18 protein-coding genes are annotated in these 18,151 nt (G+C 72.7%); 10 read left to right on the top strand and 8 right to left on the bottom strand.

Going from position 1 to position 18,151, the window contains the following annotated elements; translation table 11 throughout:
• Nucleotides 1–225 precede the first annotated feature (225 nt).
• A complete protein-coding gene (locus tag AB0I49_RS19135; protein WP_363228161.1) occupies nt 226–873 on the bottom strand; it encodes an alpha-ketoglutarate-dependent dioxygenase AlkB in 648 nt (215 codons plus the stop codon).
• Nucleotides 874–936: 63 nt separating this feature from the next.
• On the opposite strand from AB0I49_RS19135, the gene AB0I49_RS19130 reads away from it, so the two are divergent.
• The 8 genes from AB0I49_RS19130 (at nt 937) to AB0I49_RS19095 (ending at nt 8,417) form a co-directional block, all read left to right on the top strand.
• Nucleotides 937–1,191, top strand: coding sequence for a hypothetical protein (locus AB0I49_RS19130; protein ID WP_363228160.1), 255 nt, complete (start codon nt 937–939; stop codon nt 1,189–1,191).
• 220 nt (nt 1,192–1,411) lie between these two features.
• Entirely contained in the window at nt 1,412–2,101 is a 690-nt protein-coding gene (locus AB0I49_RS19125; protein ID WP_363228159.1) for a hypothetical protein, read from the top strand.
• A gap of 136 nt (nt 2,102–2,237) precedes the next feature.
• A complete protein-coding gene (locus AB0I49_RS19120) occupies nt 2,238–2,831 on the top strand; it encodes a carboxymuconolactone decarboxylase family protein (RefSeq protein WP_363228158.1) in 594 nt (197 codons plus the stop codon).
• Between the two features lie 161 nt (nt 2,832–2,992).
• Nucleotides 2,993–3,952, top strand: coding sequence for an STM4015 family protein (locus tag AB0I49_RS19115; protein WP_363228157.1), 960 nt, complete (start codon nt 2,993–2,995; stop codon nt 3,950–3,952).
• Nucleotides 3,949–5,250 (top strand): STM4014 family protein, encoded by a 1,302-nt coding sequence (locus AB0I49_RS19110; RefSeq protein ID WP_363228156.1) that lies wholly within the window; start codon nt 3,949–3,951, stop codon nt 5,248–5,250. Before AB0I49_RS19115 ends, AB0I49_RS19110 begins: the two co-directional genes overlap by 4 nt.
• Nucleotides 5,251–5,290: 40 nt before the next feature.
• Entirely contained in the window at nt 5,291–6,112 is an 822-nt protein-coding gene (locus AB0I49_RS19105; RefSeq protein ID WP_363228155.1) for an STM4013/SEN3800 family hydrolase, read from the top strand.
• Nucleotides 6,109–7,497 carry an STM4012 family radical SAM protein gene (locus AB0I49_RS19100; RefSeq protein WP_363228154.1) on the top strand — a complete coding sequence of 463 codons (1,389 nt, stop codon included), beginning with the start codon at nt 6,109–6,111 and terminating at the stop codon, nt 7,495–7,497. Before AB0I49_RS19105 ends, AB0I49_RS19100 begins: the two co-directional genes overlap by 4 nt.
• Before the next feature lie 11 nt (nt 7,498–7,508).
• Nucleotides 7,509–8,417, top strand: a complete 909-nt coding sequence (locus tag AB0I49_RS19095) for an STM4011 family radical SAM protein (protein WP_363228153.1) — start codon at nt 7,509–7,511, stop codon at nt 8,415–8,417.
• On the opposite strand, the gene AB0I49_RS19090 is transcribed toward AB0I49_RS19095, so the two are convergent.
• From AB0I49_RS19090 to AB0I49_RS19080, 3 genes are read right to left on the bottom strand one after another with little or no spacing between them, the layout of a single operon-like run.
• Nucleotides 8,390–9,196 carry an SAM-dependent methyltransferase gene (locus AB0I49_RS19090; RefSeq protein ID WP_363228152.1) on the bottom strand — a complete coding sequence of 269 codons (807 nt, stop codon included), beginning with the start codon at nt 9,194–9,196 and terminating at the stop codon, nt 8,390–8,392. The two genes, AB0I49_RS19095 and AB0I49_RS19090, sit on opposite strands and share 28 nt — an antisense overlap.
• 10 nt (nt 9,197–9,206) lie before the next feature.
• Entirely contained in the window at nt 9,207–9,464 is a 258-nt protein-coding gene (locus tag AB0I49_RS19085; protein WP_363228151.1) for a DUF397 domain-containing protein, read from the bottom strand.
• Nucleotides 9,465–9,467: 3 nt separating this feature from the next.
• A complete protein-coding gene (locus tag AB0I49_RS19080; protein WP_363134193.1) occupies nt 9,468–10,334 on the bottom strand; it encodes a helix-turn-helix transcriptional regulator in 867 nt (288 codons plus the stop codon).
• Nucleotides 10,335–10,471: 137 nt separating this feature from the next.
• Between AB0I49_RS19080 and AB0I49_RS19075 the strand changes: the two genes are divergently transcribed.
• The gene (locus tag AB0I49_RS19075) at nt 10,472–10,930 is read left to right on the top strand and encodes an ATP-binding protein (RefSeq protein WP_363228150.1); all 459 of its coding nucleotides are present in this window, start codon (nt 10,472–10,474) and stop codon (nt 10,928–10,930) included.
• 126 nt (nt 10,931–11,056) lie between these two features.
• Here AB0I49_RS19075 and AB0I49_RS19070 read toward each other — a convergent pair whose 3' ends face one another.
• Nucleotides 11,057–11,878, bottom strand: coding sequence for an SGNH/GDSL hydrolase family protein (locus AB0I49_RS19070; RefSeq protein WP_363228149.1), 822 nt, complete (start codon nt 11,876–11,878; stop codon nt 11,057–11,059).
• A gap of 80 nt (nt 11,879–11,958) precedes the next feature.
• Nucleotides 11,959–14,070 carry an alpha-galactosidase gene (locus tag AB0I49_RS19065; protein WP_363228148.1) on the bottom strand — a complete coding sequence of 704 codons (2,112 nt, stop codon included), beginning with the start codon at nt 14,068–14,070 and terminating at the stop codon, nt 11,959–11,961.
• Nucleotides 14,071–14,250: 180 nt separating this feature from the next.
• Here AB0I49_RS19065 and AB0I49_RS19060 point away from each other — a divergent pair, with 180 nt between their 5' ends.
• Nucleotides 14,251–15,060, top strand: a complete 810-nt coding sequence (locus AB0I49_RS19060) for a tyrosine-protein phosphatase (RefSeq protein WP_363228147.1) — start codon at nt 14,251–14,253, stop codon at nt 15,058–15,060.
• 54 nt (nt 15,061–15,114) lie between these two features.
• On the opposite strand, the gene AB0I49_RS19055 is transcribed toward AB0I49_RS19060, so the two are convergent.
• Together AB0I49_RS19055 and AB0I49_RS19050 are read right to left on the bottom strand one after the other, a co-directional pair.
• Nucleotides 15,115–17,097: an ABC transporter ATP-binding protein gene (locus AB0I49_RS19055; protein ID WP_363228225.1), complete on the bottom strand. Its 1,983-nt coding sequence runs from the start codon at nt 17,095–17,097 to the stop codon at nt 15,115–15,117.
• A gap of 141 nt (nt 17,098–17,238) precedes the next feature.
• Nucleotides 17,239–18,048, bottom strand: a complete 810-nt coding sequence (locus tag AB0I49_RS19050; RefSeq protein WP_363228146.1) for an alpha/beta hydrolase — start codon at nt 18,046–18,048, stop codon at nt 17,239–17,241.
• Nucleotides 18,049–18,151: the final 103 nt, after the last annotated feature.

Genomic DNA, 18,151 nt, shown 5'->3' with positions numbered 1-18,151 from the left:
GTACGGTGCGCGCCCGCACGAGGTGATCTTCGTCAGGTCGGCCGCCGCTCCGGACCGGCAGGCGGTCCCGCGGCTCCCGCCCCGCCGTCCGGGTCCGCCCCCCGTGGTACGGGCCCGGACGGCCTCGGCACCTTCAACCGACGGAACCCGCGCGGTTGTTCCGCGCGGGCCGCTCCTTCGACGGATACGTTCAAGCCGAGAGCGAACATCGCGCTCGCGCGTCGGTCACATGCCGCTGACGCGCAACGTGATATTGAGCCGTCCGGTCAGTCCGAGCGCGGGCGGGGCGGTCGCGGGGAAGGTGCGCGGCACACCGTGGTAGGCCAGCCGAGACGGGCCGCCGAACACGAAGAGGTCGCCGCTGCGCAGCTCCACGTCCGTCCAGGGCCGCCCCTTGTCGCCCGTATTGCCGAACCGGAAGACGCACGCGTCGCCGAGGCTCAGCGAGACGACGGCCGCGTCCGACTTCTCGTCGCTGTCGCGGTGCATGCCCATCCGGGCGCCGGGCCCGTAGAAGTTGATCAGCGCGATGTCGTACGGCTCGGGGCCGGCCCCGAGGGCGTCCTTCGCCGCGCGCTGCGCCAGCTCCCGCAGCCAGGCGGGGAAGGGTTTGACGGGCGCTCCGTCGCCGTCGACGACGGTACGGGCGTAGCCGTAGGGGAACCAGTGCCAGCCGAGCCCGACGGTGCGCACCGACATCTCGCCGCCGTTCGGCATCGTCACCGTCCGCAGCCCGGCGGGCGGCCTGGCCCACTCGCGGCACGCGTGCAGCAGCCGCGTCTGCTGGTCGAGATCCAGCCAGCCCGGCAGGTGGGCCGCGCCGGGGGCCGGCTCCGTGACCGGTCGGGGGAAGAGCTCGCCGTCGGCTGTCATGCCTCCATGGTCCTCGACGCTCCCCGGCACGCGCGGCGCGCGGCGGGCGCTTACGGTCGCCCCATGGACTTCAACATCACCGGGGAGGAGGAGGCGCTTCTCCTGCGGGTGGGCGAGCGGCTGGCGGCGGGCGACAGCCCGTCGGAGGACGAGCTGGCCGAGGAGCTGGGGGACGAGGCGCGCGGCCAGTTGCGCTCCTTGGCGGACAAGGGCTGGCTCGTCCTGGACCGGGCGGCCGAGGAGGGGCCGGTGACGGTCCGTGCGCTCACCCCCTTGGCGCAGGCGGCGCTGTCGAACCGGCGGGACGTCGGGGAGTGAGCGGCGCGCGGGGCGCCGGAGGGGGGACGGCACGGGGTTGCGGGGCCCGGCCCGTAGGGCGACCCGCGGTCCAATGGCCCGCCCTGTCGCGCCCGTACCTGTCCGACAGTCGCCTGTCGGCCGGAGCCCGGCGGTTCTAGGGTTGGCATGCCCCGGCCCCCGGCATCGCGCGCCATTGACCTGTCTGCGGACGCCGCCGCCCACGGCCGAGGTGAAGTCATTGGACCAGCAGCCGACAGCGTCGGCATTCCTCGCGCACCCCCGCCTCCTCGCCCGGCCCATGTGCTGGGCCGTCTCCGTACGCCGGGCCGACGGCAGCGCGGACATCGCCGCTGAGCTGCTGCGCGGCGCCCTGTCCGCCCTCGGCGCCGACCGCGGGCTCGCCACCGCTCTGGCCCGTGCCGTCGGCGGTGCCTGCCGGTTCATGGAGGAGCACAGCCCGGAACGGCAGTACCACCTCTCCATCGACATCACCGGCAAGCAGTCCACAGTGACCTGCGCCGATTTCGAGGACGCCGCTCCTTCGCCGACGCGCGCGCGGGCGCGCGTGGACGAGCGCGGCGTCGTCTCCGCGCTCCTGCGCGATCTGACGCGCGCCGCCGCCGGGGTCGAGATCCACGACCTCCAGGTGCGGGGCGCCGCGGGCTCGGGGCTGCTGGTGGCCTTCCAGGCGGTGGCGCCGCCGCCCCGCCAGGAATCCGGCGGGCCGTCCGTACGCGCCGACGGGCCGGCCGAGCCGCCCGCGGACGCCGCCGCGGGGGCCGGGAAGGCGTCCGGGACGACGTCCGGGGCGGAGAACCCCGGCCGTGCGCGCTGGGAGCCCCCGGACAAGGAGTCGTCGCAGCGGAGGTCCGCGCTGCTGCCGGCCGCGCGGATGAACGGCGCGCCGCTGCCGAAAGCCGCACGGTAGCGGCGGAGCGCATCCCCGGGCGGGGCCCGCGCTCCTCCTGTGCCCCGCCGCCGCATCGAGGATGTCACATCGGGCGGCGGCCGGTCCGTCGTACGGGCGAGGACGACAGCCCGTACCACTCACCGGAGGCAGGATCATGGCCCGTATCTCCCTCAACCCGCGCCGTACGCTCAGCTACCGAGCCGTGGCATGGGTCTGCAAGCGCCGGTTCGGCGCGGAAATCGACCCGGTGACGGCGGCGTCGCACAACACCCGGGTGCTGCTCACCACCAGCCGCCTGGAGCAGTCCGTCGCCAAGTGGAACGCGACGGACGCGGGGCTCAAGACGCTGGCCGTGATGGCCGCGGCGGCCCACGTCGGCTGCTCGTGGTGCATGGACTTCGCGTACTGGGAGAACTTCCGGCACGGAATGGACCCCAGGAAGCTGCGCGATGTCCCCGTCTGGCGCGACAGCGCGGTCTACACCCCGCAGGAGCGGGACGTCATGGAGTACGCCGAGGCGATGACGTCCACGCCGCCGACCGTCGACGACGCGCTGTTCGACCGGCTCCGCCGCCATCTCGACGAGCCCCGGCTCGTGGAACTGACCGCGGTCATCGGGGTGGAGAACCTGCGGGCCCGGGTGAATTCGGCGTTCGGCATCACCAGCCAGGGTTTCAAGGACAGCTGCGACGTCCCGGGCGCGAACCCGGCGCTCCCGGCGGACACGACCGGCCCCGCCGGGAACTGACGAGGACCGACGGGGACTGACGGGAACCGACGGGAGCTGACGGCAACCGACCAGGGCTGACGGGGACTGACGGGGCCGTTGTCAGTGGCTCTTGGTACAACTCTCTTCGCACGCCGTTCCCTCGGTTGCGCACCGTCCGTACGCGTCAGGAGAGCTCTGCCATGTCCGAAGTCGAACACCTCCAAGAGCTGCACGGTCTGCCCGCCTTCGACTTCCCCGGGCCGGACCACCAGGGCGAGCTGCCCGCCGCCGCGAGTGTGGCGTGGCGGATCGCCTCCCTGATATGGGACGACGACGCGGAGCCCTTCGAGGCCCTCTTCGATCGGTTTCTGGCGACGGTGGACACCTCGGCCGTACGGGCGCTGATCATCGGCCCGTGGGGCGAGCCGTACGACAACGACTCCGGCCCCGTCGTCGACCGCCTGGTGGCCGCGCGCGACCGGCTGACCGCCCTGGAGGCCGTCTTCATCGGCGATCTGGAGATGGAGGAGGCGGAGATCTCCTGGATCGAGCAGTCCGATGTGACGCCGGTGCTCACGGCCTACCCCGCGCTGCGCGAGTTCGGGGTGCGGGGCAGCTCCGGCCTGCGCTTCCCGGCCGTGCGCCACGAGCACCTGCGGACGCTCAGCTTCGAGACGGGCGGGCTCCCCGCCGACGTGGTCCGCGGCGTCGGCGCCAGCGATCTGCCGGCGCTGGAATACCTGGAGATGTGGCTGGGCGTCGACGAGTACGGCGGCGACTACCGGGTCGAGGACCTCGCGCCCCTCCTCGCCGGCGACCGCCTGCCGAACCTGCGTCACCTCGGGCTCCAGAACAGCGACCTGCAGGACGCGATCGCCGCCGCCGTCGCCGCCGCGCCCGTCGTCGCCCGGCTGGAGTCGCTGGACCTGTCGATGGGGGTGCTCACGGACGAGGGCGCGCTGGCGCTGCTCGAAGGCCAGTCCCTCGCCCACCTCAAGTGGCTCGACCTGCACCACAACTACATCGGGGAGGAGATGGGGCAGCGGCTGCGGGACGCGCTGGAGCCGTCCGGCGTGGAGCTCGACCTCTCGGACGATGACGCCGACGAGTACGAGTGGGAAGACGGCAGGATCATGCGCTACACCGCCGTCGCCGAATGAGCGGGCCCCTCCCCCGCTTCGCGGTCGTCGGCAATCCGGACAACCGGCGGGTCGCGCTCTTCACGGCGGCCGTACGGGCGGCGGGGCTGCCCGCGCCCCGTGTCCTGCCGTGGCGCGAGGTGCTGCGGGAGGGGGCGCGGTTCGCGCCGGGCGAGACGGTGCGCATCGACTCGCCCGGCGAGGACGCCGAGGTGGAGCGGCTGCTGCGCGGCGTCTCGGACCCGACCCGGCTCGAAGGCACCGCCCGGTGGTACGCGCGGTTCACCGACGCCGTCCGCCGGGTCGCGGCGGTCGCGGACACGGCCGGGGCGACGCTGCTCAGCTCTCCGCGGGACATCGCCGTCCTCTTCGACAAGCGGCTGTGCCACGGGGTGCTGAGCGCGGCGGGGGTGCCGGTGCCGATGTCGCCGACGTCCGGCGGCGCCGCCGGGCCGGTACGGGGCTGGGCGGACGTACGAGCCCGGCTCGCGTCCGCCGGGCTGCGGCGCGCCTTCGTGAAGCCGGCGCACGGTTCGTCGGCGTCCGGGGTGCTGGCCGTCGAGATGGCGGGCCCCGGCCGGGTGCGCGCCACCACCTCGGTGGAGCGCACCCCCGACGGCCGGCTCTACAACTCCCTGCGGGTGCGCCGCTACGGCACCGAGGCCGAGGTCGCCGCGGTGGTCGACGCCCTGGCGCCGGACGGCCTGCACATCGAGCGCTGGCTGCCGAAGGCGTCCCAGCGCGGGCGCGCGGCGGATCTGCGGGTGGTCGTGGTCGGCGGGCGCGCCACCCACGCGGTGGTGCGGACCAGCCGGTCCCCCATGACCAACCTCCATCTCGGCGGGGCGCGCGGCGATCTGGCCGCCGCCCGCGCCGCCGCCGAGGCGGCGGGCGCCGACTGGCCCGAGGTACTCGGCGTCTGCGAGCGGGCGGCGGCCTGCTTCCCCGGCACGCTGTGCGTCGGCGTGGATCTGCTGCCCGGCAGCGGCTGGCGGCGGTTCGCGGTGGGCGAGGTCAACGCCTTCGGCGATCTGCTGCCGGGGCTGAACGGCCTCGCGGGGAGCGGCGCCGAGTCCCTGGACACGTACGGCGCACAGGTCGCCGCGGTGATGGGCCTCCACAGCCCCATAGTTGACGGGCTCTCAGTTGACGGCCCATCAATTGACGCGCCATCAGCCACGGGCCTCGACTCATGCGCCGAGCGCCCCGGCCCGGCCCCGCACGCCGAGCCGACTCAGCACATCCAGCACAATCCGCACCAGGAGCACCATGCCCACGCCGCCGTCAGCCTCCCCGCCGAACCGGGCGCCCGCCCCTGAAACCGGCGCGCCCGGTCCGGCGCTGCCCGTGAACCCCGACATGAACGAGGTCGTGGGCAGCCACGACCTGCTGTTCGTGACGCTCGACACGCTGCGCTACGACGTGGCCGCCGAGCTGGCGGCCGACGGGCGGATACCGCACCTCGCCCGCCACCTGCCGGGCGGGCGCTGGGAGGAGCGGCACGCCCCGGGGAACTTCACGTACGCCTCGCACCAGGCGATGTTCGCGGGGTTCCTGCCGACCCCGGCCGCGCCCGGACCGCATGAGCGGCTGTTCGCCGCCCGGTTCGCGGGCAGCGAGTCCACGGCCCCGGCCACGTACGTCTTCGACACCCCGGACCTGGTGTCCGGCCTGGCGGCGGCCGGGTACCGCACGGTGTGCGTGGGCGGCGTCGGCTTCTTCAACAAGCAGGGGGCGCTCGGCGGGGTGCTGCCGGGGCTGTTCCAGGAGAGCCACTGGGAGCCGGAGTTCGGGGTCCCCTCCCCCCGTTCGTTCGAGGCGCAGGTCGAGTGCGCCGAGCGGGTCGTGGCCGGACTCCCCGCCGCGCGGCGGCTGTTCCTCTTCGTGAACGTGTCGGCGCTGCACCAGCCGAACTGGTTCCACACGCCCGGCGCGACCCACGAGGCGGGCGACTCGCGCGCGACGCACGCCGCCGCGCTGGAGTACGTCGACCGGCACATCGGGCGTCTCTTCGCCGCCGCGAGCAGCCGCCGGCGATGCTTCGCGATCGTCTGCTCCGACCACGGCACCGCGTACGGGGACGGCGGATACACGGGCCACCGGCTCGGCCACGAGGCCGTCTGGACCGTCCCCTACGCCCACTTCTTCCTCGAACCCCCCATCCCCGAAGAGGCCCGATGAGCACGATGGAGACCGCGGCCGCCACGGCCGTCGCGGCCGCGCCCGTACGCCCGTACCAGAGCTACGTCTACGCGTACCCGCACAAGACCGCCTACCGGCCGCTGCGCCCCCGGCCCGCGCTCGGCGAGCTGTGGGCGGGCGAGGACCAGCGGGCCCTCTCCCTCTATCTGCACATACCGTTCTGCGAGGTGCGCTGCGGCTTCTGCAATCTCTTCACGCGCATCGGCGCCCCGGGCGGCCTGACCACCGCCTATCTCGACGCCCTGGAGCGGCAGGCGGGCGCGGTGCGCGCGGCGCTGGACGGCGGGGCGCGGTTCGCCGCCGCGGCGTTCGGCGGCGGCACCCCCACCTTCCTCACCGCCGCCGAGCTGACGCGGCTGTGCGACATAGCCGAGCTGCGCATGGGCGCGGACCTGCGGGCGGCGCCGCTGTCGGTGGAGGCGTCCCCGGCGACCGCGACCGCCGACCGGCTCGCGGTGCTCGCCGAGCGCGGCGCCACCCGGCTGAGCCTCGGGGTGCAGAGCTTCGTGGACTCCGAGGCGCGGGCGGCGGTGCGCCCGCAGCGCCGCGCCGACGTGGAGGCGGCGCTCGGCCGCGTCCGGGAGGCCGGCATCCCCGTCCTGAACATCGATCTGATCTACGGCATCGACGGGCAGACCGCGGACAGCTGGCGGCGCTCGCTGGACGCCGCCCTCGCCTGGCGCCCCGAGGAGCTGTATCTGTACCCGCTGTACGTGCGTCCGCTGACCGGTCTGGGCCGCCAGGGGGACGCCGGGGCCGCGGCGGACGCGCGGTGGGACGAGCAGCGGCTGCGGCTGTACCGGCAGGGCCGCGACCAGCTGCTCGGCGAGGGGTACGAGCAGGTCTCGATGCGGATGTTCCGGCGCGCGGACGCGCCGGGGAACGAGAGCGGGCCGAGCCGGGAGGACGACTACGCCTGCCAGACCGACGGCATGGTCGGTCTCGGCTGCGGGGCCCGCTCCTACACCTCGTCCGTCCACTACTCCTTCGACTACGCCGTGGACATGCGGCAGATCCGCTCGATCATCGACGACTATGTCGCGCGGCCCGCCGAGGAGTTCGGCCGCGCCGAGGTCGGCCACCGGATGTCCGGCGACGAGCCGCGCCGACGCCACCTCCTGCAGTCGCTGCTCCAGGCCGAGGGCGCGTCCCTCGCCGACTACCGCGCCCGCTTCGGGACGGACGCGGGCGCGGACTTCCCCGCCGAGCTGGCGCGGTTCGCCGCGCGCGGCTGGCTCGACGAGTCGGCCGCCCCGGACCGGCTGCGGCTCTCGCCGGAGGGGCTGGCGCACTCGGACGCGCTGGGCCCCGAGCTGTTCTCGCCCGCGGTGCGCGCCGCGATGGCCGACTACGACCTCAAGTGAGCGGGCGTCACATGACCAGCCTTCATCCGCCGGTCGGCGGGCGGGACTTGACGCTCCTGTACCGGGGGCCGCTCGCCTCGTGCGACTACGACTGCCCGTACTGCCCCTTCGCCAAGCGCCGCGACAGCACGGCCGCGCTCAGGGCCGACCGCGCCGCGCTGGAGCGCTTCACCGGCTGGGCCGGCGAGCAGCGCGAAGACCGGTTGTCGGTGCTCTTCACGCCCTGGGGCGAGGGCCTGGTCCGGTCCTGGTACCGGCGCGCGCTGGTCGAGTTGAGCCGCCTGCCGCACGTGCGCAGGGTGGCGATCCAGACCAACCTCAGCTGCCGCACCGCATGGCTCGCCGACGCGGACACGGACACCGTCGCGCTGTGGTGCACGTACCACCCGGGCCAGACTCCGTACGGGCGGTTCCTGGACCGGACGCGGGAGTTGGCGGCGCTCGGCGTGCGCTTCAGCGTCGGGGTGGTCGGCCTCCCCGAGCATCTGGAGGAGGCCCGCAGGCTGCGCGCCGACCTCCCCGGCCATGTCTATCTGTGGGTCAACGCCGCCGAGGGCCGCGCCTACACCGACGCGGAGGCCGGGCTGTGGACGGCCCTCGACCCGCTCTTCCCGTACAGCCGCCATCCGCACACGAGCCGCGGACTGCCGTGCCGTACGGGCGAGTCGGTCGTCTCGGTGGACGGCGACGGCACGGTGCGCCGCTGCCATTTCGTCCGTGCCGAGCTGGGCAACCTCTACGACGGCTCGTACCGCGCGGCGCTGCGCCCGCGCCCCTGCCCGCTCGCCGTCTGCGACTGCCATATCGGCTATGTGCACCTGGAGTCGCTGCCGCTGTACGACGTGTTCGCGGGCGGTGTGCTGGAGCGCGTGCCGGCGGCGGCGCCGGCTGGTCAGCCCTTGCGGCCCACACCTCCGTAGAAGGCGACGCGGGAGAGCTCCTCGACGGTGGGCGGCGCGCCGTCCGGCCGCCACAGCGGCGCCTGGACGAGGCCGGGGTCGAGGAGGTCGAACCCGTCGAAGAACGGCATGATGCCCTCGAAGTCGCGCACGGTCAGCGAGGCGGTGGCGTTCTTGTACGCGTCGGCGGCGTCGCCCTCCACATGGGGGTGGAAGTCACCGGTCCCGTGGGTGAGGACGAGATAGCTGCCGTCGGGCAGCGCCTCGCCGAGGGTGGCGACGATGCCCGCCGGGTCCTCCGCGTCCGTGACGAAGTGCAGGACGGCGACCAGCAGCAGGGCCACCGGTTCGTCGAAGTCGATGAGCCGCCGGATGACGGGGTGTTCGAGGATCGTCTCCGGCTCGCGGACGTCGGCGAGCACGAAGCCCGCGTTGCCCGCGTTGGTGAGCTTCGCGCCCGCGTGGACGGAGACGATCGGGTCGTTGTCCACGTAGGCGACCCGGACGTCGGGTGCCTCCTCGCGGGCCACCTCGTGGGTGTTGGGCGAGGTGGGGATGCCGGTGCCGATGTCGATGATCTGCCGGATGCCGCCGCGTACGACCTCCCGCACGGCGCGGCGCAGGAACGCCCGGTTGGCGCGGGCGCTGGGCCGGGCATCCGGGATGATCTTGATGACCTGTTCGGCGGCCTCGCGGTCCACCTGGTAGTTGTCCCAGCCGCCGAGGTAGTAGTCGTACATCCGGGCCGGGTGAGGTCTGCTGGTGTCCAGCTCCTCGGCCGAGAAACCGCGCTCGCTCACGTGCTCTCCCTCACTCGCCGCTCATGCTCGGCACCACGAGCAGGAAGTCGGCCTCGCCGGCCTTCGCGCCCTGGATGAATGTCTGGATCTCGTGGTGGGTGTAGATCAGCGCGGGCCCGTCGGGGTCCGTCGACTGACGCAGGGCCACCCTGCCGTCGCGCAGCCGCATGGCCTCGACACAGCTGCCGCCGTTGCCGCCGCTCCACGGCTTGTGCCAGCCCTCGCTTCCGAGGTCCTTGGCGGGCATGCCGTTGTATATGCGACCCATGGTTCAGATCTCCTTACGAATGCCACCCAGGTAGGCCTCGGTGGTGTGTGCCGGCGCGGCCTGCGCGCACATGCGGTCGAGCGCCTCCAGCAGGGTGGAGACGTCGTCGCGCTGGTCGAAATAGACGGCCCCGACGAGGTTCTCGGCGTAGGCGATGTCCGGCAGTTCCTGGATGGGGAACCGGAAGATGTGGAACGGCCCGTACATCGCCGGGTGCGGTCCGGCCGCGAACGGGATGACCTGGAGCCGTACGTTGGGCATGGCGGTGGCCTCGATGAGCCGGTCGATCTGCTCGCGCATGACCTCGGGGCCGGCGATGCGCCGGCGCAGGACGGTCTCGTCCATGACGACCCAGAGCAGGGGCGCGTTCTCGCGGGTGAGGAGCGACTGGCGCTCCATGCGGACGGCGACGCCGCGGTCGATGTCGGCCTCGGCGGCGTGCGGCATCCCGGCGCGCAGCACCGCGCGGGCGTAGCCCTCGGTCTGCAGCAGTCCGGGTACGTAGTGCGGTTCGTACGCGCGGATGAGGTTGGCCTCGCCCTCCAGGCTGACGAAGGCGCTGAACCAGTCGGGGAGCACGTCGCGGAACCGGTGCCACCAGCCGGGCTGGTTGGCCTCGCGGGCCAGCGCGACGAAGTTCTCGATCTCGTCGGAGTCGACTATGCCGTAGATGCCGAGGAGCTTCTCGATGTACGGGATCTTGAGCCCGACCTCGGCCTTCTCCATCCGGCGGACGGTCGCGTGCGTGACGTCGAGAGCCTTGCCCGCCTGTTCGTAGCTGAGCCCGGCCTTCTCGCGCAGGTCCTGCAATCGCTTGCCCAGCACTACCCGAAGGACGGTCGGAGCGCCTACCGGCCGTGCGTCCGCCACTGTCCATCCCCTCCAACTGATGTCATATGCCTAGCAGTGTGTCACGCAGCTGGTTGAGCTAACAGACTGTGCTTGCGATTCTGCAATTTACAGATTGAACCTTGCCACACGTGACTCACATCGCACATAGTTGACGCGTGGCCTACTCCTATGACGCAGTCTCGTTAAGGCGCCGAGGCGGTTCGTCCGTCCAGCACCTGCAGGACGCGTTCCACCTGCCGGCCCGGAACACCTCGGTGGCCGAAGCGCGAAGACGAGTTCTCGCGCGGCTCGGCGAGTGGGGCGTGGCGCAAGTGGTGTGCGAGGACGCCGAATTGGTGGTCTCCGAGCTCTTCACCAATGCCGTGCGGCACACCGACAGCGACAAGGTGAGCTGCCGGCTGCACGTCACCGGCGACCGCCTGCACGTCGAGATCGCCGACCAGGGTTACGGTCCGGATCAGCCGCGAGCCAGGCTCAGCGGCGCGGACGAGGAGAGCGGGCGCGGCCTGCTGCTGGTCGGCGCCGTGTCGGACGCGTGGGGCGTACGCCCCGGCGAGATCGGCCGGGGACGCGTCGTGTGGGCTGTTCTGGCGGGCGCGCGCCCGGGGTGCTGAGGGCGCCGAAGGATCCGCGCTCGCGCCCGGAGCCTGTCGCGGCGCTCGGGTCCGTCCGGCCCGATAAGCCGGACAGACCCTGACGACGCCCGCGCGCTCAGCGGCGCGACGGGCGAAATCCGCAGGTCAGAGCGGCAGCAGGTCGGGGCGCTTGGGCTCGACGTGGTCGCCCGAGGACTCCCCGCGCAGCCGGCGGCCGATCCACGGCACCAGGTACTCGCGCGCCCAGTGGATGTTGTCACGGCGCACCTCGGCGGGCGAGCGCTGGTCCTCCGACGGCCATGCCTGGTCGGGGTCGGCGGGCACGTCCAGGCCGAGCACCTGCGCGGCGCGCAGCGCGACGCGGGTGTGCCCGTCGGGGGACAGGTGCAGCCGGTCGTCGCTCCAGGCGCGGCGGTCCTGCACCGAGCGCAGCGACCACAGGTCGAGCACCGGGCAGTCGTGCCGGTCGGCGATGGCCCGTACGTGCGCGGTGTACGTCGCGATCTTGCCGCGCAGGTGCCGCAGCACGGGGATGCCGCGCGTGTCGAAGCCCGTGCACAGCAGCACGGTGCCGACGGAGGACGTGAGGTCGGCGACGGCCGCCTCATAGCGCGCGGCGACGTCGTCGGGGTCGGTGCCGGGGCGCAGGATGTCGTTGCCGCCTGCGCAGAAGGTCACCAGGTCGGGCCCGAGCTCCATGGCGCGCGGCACCTGCTCGGCCACGATCTGGTCGAGGAGCCGGCCGCGGACCGCGAGGTTCGCGTAGCGGAAGCCCGCGGGGGCCTCGGCGCCCTCCTCGGCCTGCGAGTCCGCGCGCCGGTCGGAGAGGAGCACGGCGAGCCGGTCCGCCCACCCGACGAAGGTGTCGTCGGGACCGGGGTCGCCGACGCCCTCGGTGAAGCTGTCGCCGACAGCCGCGTACGACCCGATCGGGTCACTGTTGAATGTCTTCGAATCCTCTGCCACGACTCCCCATCTTTCACCCCAAGCAGTGACCTACGCCACCGTAACCAGGGGTTGACGTGCAGTGATGTATCCCACCTCGATCATTCTCCATCAATGCGGCGAAGGTGGAATACGGCGGCGGCCAGGTCACCGCTCAGCCGTGTGCGCAGGCCGCGATGGATGAGGACCGCTCCGCGGTGCGTCTCGCCGCGGTCCGGATCCGCGTAGCGGGCCGCCGGGTCGAGCCCGCGCAGCCGCAGCGGCGGCGGCCGCTCTCCGTAGCGCTGGGCGGGCAGCCAGGCGAGAACGACGCTCTCGTCGCCGCGTACGTACTGGACGGCGGCGAGACCGTCGCCGGGCGGCCGGAGCCGGTAGAGGTCGCCGCCCTGCACCAGCGGGCGGATCCGTTTGTACAGTTCGATCCACTTCCGGGCCTCGTCCAGCTCCGCGGCGCTCCACCGCGCCACGTCGCCGCCGACGCCCAGCACGCCCGCCATGGCGCTCACGAAGCGGAAGCCGAGCGGGCTGACGCGCCCGTTCATCTGATCGTTGGGGCTGTCGGTGACCCAGGCGGCCATGATCCGGACCGGGTGGAACTGACTGAATCCATGCTGGATGGCGAGCCGGTCGACGGGGTCGGTGTTGTCGGAAGTCCACATCTGGTCCGTACGGGCCGCCATCGCCAGGTCGACCCGCCCGCCGCCTCCCGAGCAGGCTTCGAGCGCCACGTGCGGGTGGGCGGCGCGGAGCCGGTCCAGGAGCCCGTACAGGCCCTCGACGTGTTCGGCCCACAGCCGCTGCGGGTACGGGTCGCCGGGCCAGCCGGCGTCCGTGAAGGAGCGGTTGAAGTCCCACTTCAGATAGTCGACGGGCGCGCCGCGCAGCAGGCCGTCGAGCCGCTCCCACAGATACGCGCGCACGTCGTCGCGGGCGAGGTTGAGCACGAGCTGATGGCGGAATTCGGTGCGCCGGCGGCCTTCGTGGTGCTGCACCCAGTCGGGGTGCGCGCGGTAGAGGTCGCTGTCGGGGTTGACCATCTCCGGTTCGACCCAGACGCCGAACTCCATGCCGAGGCGGTGCACTTCGTCGGCGAGCGGCTTCAACCCGCCGGGGAACCGGTCGGGGTTGGGGGTCCAGTCGCCGAGCCCGGCCGCGTCGTGGGTGCGCGCCCCGAACCAGCCGTCGTCCACGACGAACAGCTCGACGCCCAACCCGGCCGCGCGGCGGGCGAGTTCGCGCTGTTGTTCCTCGCCGACGTCGAATCCGGTGGTCTCCCAGGAGTTGTAGAGGACCGGCCGCGGCCGGTCGGCGGCCGGGATGACGTGTCTCCGCTGCCAGGCGTGCCAGGCGCGGCTGGCGGCGCCGAAGCCGCCGTCGGTCCACAGCCCGGCGAAGACGGGGGTGGTCCAGGAGTCGCCGGGCGCGAGCCGCAGCAGGCCGGAGTCGTCGTGTCCGGCGCCGCCGACAGCCTGCACCGCTCCGTCGAGCAGCAGCTGCACCGCGATCCGCCAGGACCCGGACCAGCCGAGCGCGCATCCGTACACCTCGCCGCTCTCCTCCCCCGCGTCGCCCGCGTCGAGGGCGATCCAGGGCAGGTGGGCGTGGCCGGTGTGGCCGCGACGGCTGCCGATCAGCTGCTCGCCCGGGGTGAGGGGGCCGCGGACCAGGCGGCTCTCGGCGCCCCAGCGGCCGTGCAGGTGGGACAGGCGCCAGGCGTCGCGCGCGGGCAGCGACCAGGCGGCGGAGTCGGCGCGCAGCAGCTCCAGGGGTACGCCGTCGTCCGCACGGGTACGGGCGTGGGTGAGGGTGGCCCAGCGCTCGACGACGTCCGAGCCGGCGCGCACCCGGTAGTGAAGGGTGAGGGCGAGATGGTGCAGCCGGTCGTGGAAGCGGAGCCGCAGTTCATCGGCGTCGGTCTCCCCTCTGCCGAAGGACCACTCGGTGCCGCGCACGCCGTCGGCGCGTACGGACAGGGCGGGGCGCGCGAAGCGCGGACCCCCCTCCACCGGGTATTCCTCGCGCCCGTCGAGCGGTGATTCGAATCCGCGCGCGGCGGGGATCTTCTCTGCGGCGAGGGCCTCGGCGTCCTCGACCGTGATCCGCGGCCCCCAGTGGAGGTGCAGCAGCTCGTCGTCGTCCGTGAGGTGCAGTGCGTAGCCGCTCCGGACGCCGGTCAGGAGCCATATCCGACCGTTTCCGCCGACCTCGATCACTGAGCCCCCAATTGAGCACCCCAATGCCGACAGGTCCGAACATCATCGGGTCGAAAGCGGTCCGGAGGCAATGCCGGTGCGGCGCGAAGCCGAACTGATTGCCCCTGGAACGCATGTCGTATGGTCGATTCAGCTGCCTCGTCGACGAGCCGCGTCGACGGACGGAACCGAGGAGCGCCCGTGACGCAACAGTCGCCGCAGATCCCGTCGACCGAGCCGGAGCTGGCCGGCGTCCGCAACTTCCGGGACGTGGGCGGGCTGCCCGCCCTCGACGGACGGCGCGTGCGACACGGCGTCCTGTTCCGCAGCGGTCACCTCGCGCACGCGACGGAGGACGACGCCCGCTACCTCGGGTCGCTCGGCCTGCACACGATCTTCGACTTCCGCAATTCCTCCGACATCCGGATCGAAGGCCCCGACGTCGCGCTCACCGGCGTCAGGAACGTGAACATACCGCTCAGCGACCCGGCCGACGGCAAGGAGTTCTGGGCGATGGTCCGCGACGGCCACCTCGACGAGCTGCGCGTCGTGCTCGGCGAGGGCCAGGCCGTCGGCCGGATGTCCAGCTCGTACCGCTCCATCATCACGGAGCGCACCGCCGAGCACAGCCGGGTGCTGCACACCCTCGCCGAGGACAGCGTGCCCGCGCTGATGCACTGCGCCGCCGGGAAGGACCGCGCGGGGCTGTCGATCGCGGTCACCCTGCTCGCCGTGGGCGTGGGGCACGACGCGATCCTCGCCGACTATCTGGAGTCCAGCGCCCCGCACCGCCGCTACAAGATCCGGCGCGGCGACAACTCGGCCGCCGCGCTGTCCCCCGAGGTCATGGAGCTGCTCGCGCCGCTCTTCGACGCGCGGGCCGAGTATCTGGCCGCCGCCTTCGAGACGATCGAGGAGCGCTGGGGCACCACCGACCGCTATCTCGAAGAGGGGCTGGGCCTCTCCTCGCACACCCGCGAGCTGCTGTGCTCGCGGCTGCTGACGGACTGAGCGCCGGGCACCACACCGGGAAGGCCGGTACGGATCCGAGAAAGAACGATCCCCTCACCGGCCGACCGGCTCGTGCGGCGGCTGCGGGGCCGCCTCAAGTACCGGCGCGTCGTCGGAGTGCTCCGCCGCCGGTACGCCGTCGGCGTGCCGCGACTGCCGGGAGAACTGCGTGCGGTACAGCTCCGCGTAGAGCCCGCCCAGCTCCAGCAGCTCCTCGTGGGTGCCGCGCTCCCGTACCCGCCCCTTGTCGATGACGAGGATCTGGTCGGCGTCGCGGATGGTGGACAGCCGGTGGGCGATCACCAGTGAGGTGCGGCCCGCCAGCGCGTTCTTCAGGGCCCGCTGAAGGGCCGCCTCCGACTCCGAGTCGAGGTGCGCGGTGGCCTCGTCCAGGACCACGATCGGCGGGGCCTTGAGCAGCAGCCGCGCCATGGCGATGCGCTGCTTCTCGCCGCCGGAGAGCCGGTAGCCGCGGTCGCCGACCATGGTGTCGAGGCCGTCGGGCAGCGACTGGATCAGGTCCCAGATCTGCGCGGCCTTGCACGCCTCGGTCAGCTCCTGGTCGGTGGCGTCCGGCCGGGAGTAGGTCAGGTTCGCGCGGATCGTCGTGTGGAAGAGGTGCGCGTCCTGGGTGACCATGCCGATCGTGTCGTTCAGCGAGCGGAGGGTCACATCGCGGAGGTCGTGCCCGCCGATGCGGACGGCGCCCTCCACCGGGTCGTAGAGCCGCGGCACCAGGTGGGTGCTGGTCGTCTTGCCCGCGCCCGAGGGGCCCACCAGCGCGGTGAGCTTCCCGGCCGGCGCGGTGAACGACACGTCGCGCAGCGTCCACGCGTCGTCGGTGCGCTCCTGCATGGGCTGGGCGACGGACTCCAGCGAGGCCAGCGAGACCTCGGACGCCTTCGGATAGCGGAACGACACATGGTCGAACTCGATGTCCGGCGCCGAGCCGCTCCCGGCGGAGACGGCGGGCAGCTCCTTCGCGTCCGGCTTCTCCGCGATCAGCGGCTTGAGGTCGAGGACCTCGAAGAGCCGGTCGAAGCTGACGAGCGCGGTCAGGACGTCCGTCTGCGCGTTGGAGAGCTGCCCGACGGGGGCCATCAGCCGGGTCAGCAGCGCGGCGAGGGCCACCAGCGAACCGAGCTGGAAGGCGCCGTTGACGACGAGGCCGCCGCCGATGCCGTACACCGCGGCGGTGGCCAGGGAGCCCACGAGCAGCGTCGTGAGGAAGAGCAGCTTCATCGCGACGGAGTGCCGCACGCCGATCTCCCGCCCCCGGCCGGCCAGCCGCGAGAACTGGGCGTTCTCCCGCTCCGGGTGACCGTAGAGCTTGACCAGCAGCGCGCCGGTCACGTTGAACCGCTCCTGCATCGTGGCGCCCATCTCGGCGTTGATCTGCATGTGCTGCCGTACGAGCCGCTGCAGCCGGCGTCCGATGAGCCGGCCGGGCAGGATGAAGAACGGGATCAGCGCCAGGGACAGCAGGGTGATCACCCAGGACAGGTACACCATGGTGATCAGCACGAACACCAGGGTGAGCCCGGCGGAGAACACCGTCGACAGGAGCTGGGTGACGGCCTGCTGGGCGCCGACCACATCGGTGTTCAGCCTGCTGACGAGCGCGCCGGTCTGCGCCCGCGTGAAGAACGCGAGGGGCTGGCGCTGCACATGGTCGAAGACCTTGGTGCGCAGATCGTAGATGAGCCCCTCGCTGACCCGCGCCGAGAACCACGCCTCGGCGAAACCGAGCCCGCCCGCCAGCAGCGCCAGCGCGGCGACCGCGAGGGCGCACCACACGACGACCGACATGTTGTCGCCGGCGACGCCGTTGTCGATGAGGTATTTGAGCAGGACGGGCGGCGCCACCACGCTGGCGGCGTTCAACGTCGTGATGATCAGAAGAAAGACGATGCTGCGGCGGTGCCTCCCGAGGTACGGGAGGATCCGCTTCGCCGTGCCGGGCGTGATCCGCTGCTTGATGATGGAGGGATCCGGCGCGTCCCCCTGAATGATTACCGGTCCGGGGCCACCCATCATGGCCACAGGTACCACCTCTGTCTCGTCGTCAGGGTTTGGGCCGGCCGGGCCGGTGGGACCGTGAGGCCGACGCGGCCGGCGTCTTGGCGTCCGGTCCGCTTTCCGTGTCCGGCGCCGGTTCCGTCCCCGGGCCGGTAGCTGTCATGGCCGCCGGGCGGCGAGGAAGTCGACGATCGCGGAGTTCACCGCCTCCGGCCTTTCCAGATATCCGTAGTGGCCGCACCCGGATATCTCCGTGTACGCGCACCCGGGGATGGACTCGGCGACCTCGCGCCCGAGATGCGGGCGGACGACCAGGTCGTCGCGGAAGGAGATGACCAGGCAGGGGCGCCGGACGCGCCGGTACGCCGGCAGCCGGTCCGGGATCGCCTGGAGGCTGAGCTGGTGGCGGACCTCGGAGGGGTCGACCGCGGACATCTCGAAGATGTCCAGCCAGCTCTGGAGCTGCCGCTCGTCGTTGAGCGTCGCGGGCGAGAGGTTCTGGATCGCCTGCACATAGGCCGCGTAGCGGGGCGGGATCTTGACGTCGCTGTCGCAGAGCTCGATATCGGCGGCGGCCATGGCGGAGACCAGCACATCGGCCCTGCCGCAGGTCGCCATCAGCACGGCCCGGTCGATGAGTTCGGGCCGGGCGAGGAGCAGTTCCTGCACGATGACCGCGCCCAGCGAGAACCCGACGACGCGGCACGGGCCGACGCCGAGGTGGTCGATGAGACCGGCCACGTCCGCCGCCATGTCGTCGAGGGTGGTGCCCTCCGCGCACGGGCCGCTCGGCGGAATGCCCCGGTTGTCGAGCGTGATCGCCCGGTACCCGGCCGCTCGCAGCGCGGGCACCTGGTGCGAACGCCAGACGCGGCCGGGGGCCGCGGTCCCGGTGACCAGCACGACCGGTTGCCCGGCGCCGTACACGTCATAGCCGAGGGTGGTTCCGTTGATCGTCGCCACCGGCACGGGATTCTCCTTTCAGCTGTCGTCGTGTCGCGGGCGGGGGCCGCAGGGGCCGTACGGACGCGGGGGCGGGGCCTGCCCGTACGAGCCCGTACCCCCGTACGCG

It is taken from the genome of Streptomyces sp. NPDC050617 (genome assembly GCF_040654795.1).
Taxonomy (GTDB): Bacteria; Actinomycetota; Actinomycetes; order Streptomycetales; family Streptomycetaceae; genus Streptomyces.
Note: the sequence above shows the minus strand (reverse complement) of the source record. Positions and strands in the feature narration are given on the sequence as shown.

Bases quoted from the DNA above. Each gene is read 5' to 3' on its own strand.
- AB0I49_RS19135 (WP_363228161.1), bottom strand. From the start codon at position 873: ATGACAGCCGACGGCGAGCTCTTCCCCCGACCGGTCACGGAGCCGGCC.
- AB0I49_RS19130 (WP_363228160.1), top strand. From the start codon at position 937: ATGGACTTCAACATCACCGGGGAGGAGGAGGCGCTTCTCCTGCGGGTG.
- AB0I49_RS19120 (WP_363228158.1), top strand. From the start codon at position 2,238: ATGGCCCGTATCTCCCTCAACCCGCGCCGTACGCTCAGCTACCGAGCC.
- AB0I49_RS19115 (WP_363228157.1), top strand. From the start codon at position 2,993: ATGTCCGAAGTCGAACACCTCCAAGAGCTGCACGGTCTGCCCGCCTTC.
- AB0I49_RS19110 (WP_363228156.1), top strand. From the start codon at position 3,949: ATGAGCGGGCCCCTCCCCCGCTTCGCGGTCGTCGGCAATCCGGACAAC.
- AB0I49_RS19105 (WP_363228155.1), top strand. From the start codon at position 5,291: ATGAACGAGGTCGTGGGCAGCCACGACCTGCTGTTCGTGACGCTCGAC.
- AB0I49_RS19100 (WP_363228154.1), top strand. From the start codon at position 6,109: ATGAGCACGATGGAGACCGCGGCCGCCACGGCCGTCGCGGCCGCGCCC.
- AB0I49_RS19095 (WP_363228153.1), top strand. From the start codon at position 7,509: ATGACCAGCCTTCATCCGCCGGTCGGCGGGCGGGACTTGACGCTCCTG.
- AB0I49_RS19085 (WP_363228151.1), bottom strand. From the start codon at position 9,464: ATGGGTCGCATATACAACGGCATGCCCGCCAAGGACCTCGGAAGCGAG.
- AB0I49_RS19055 (WP_363228225.1), bottom strand. From the start codon at position 17,097: ATGATGGGTGGCCCCGGACCGGTAATCATTCAGGGGGACGCGCCGGAT.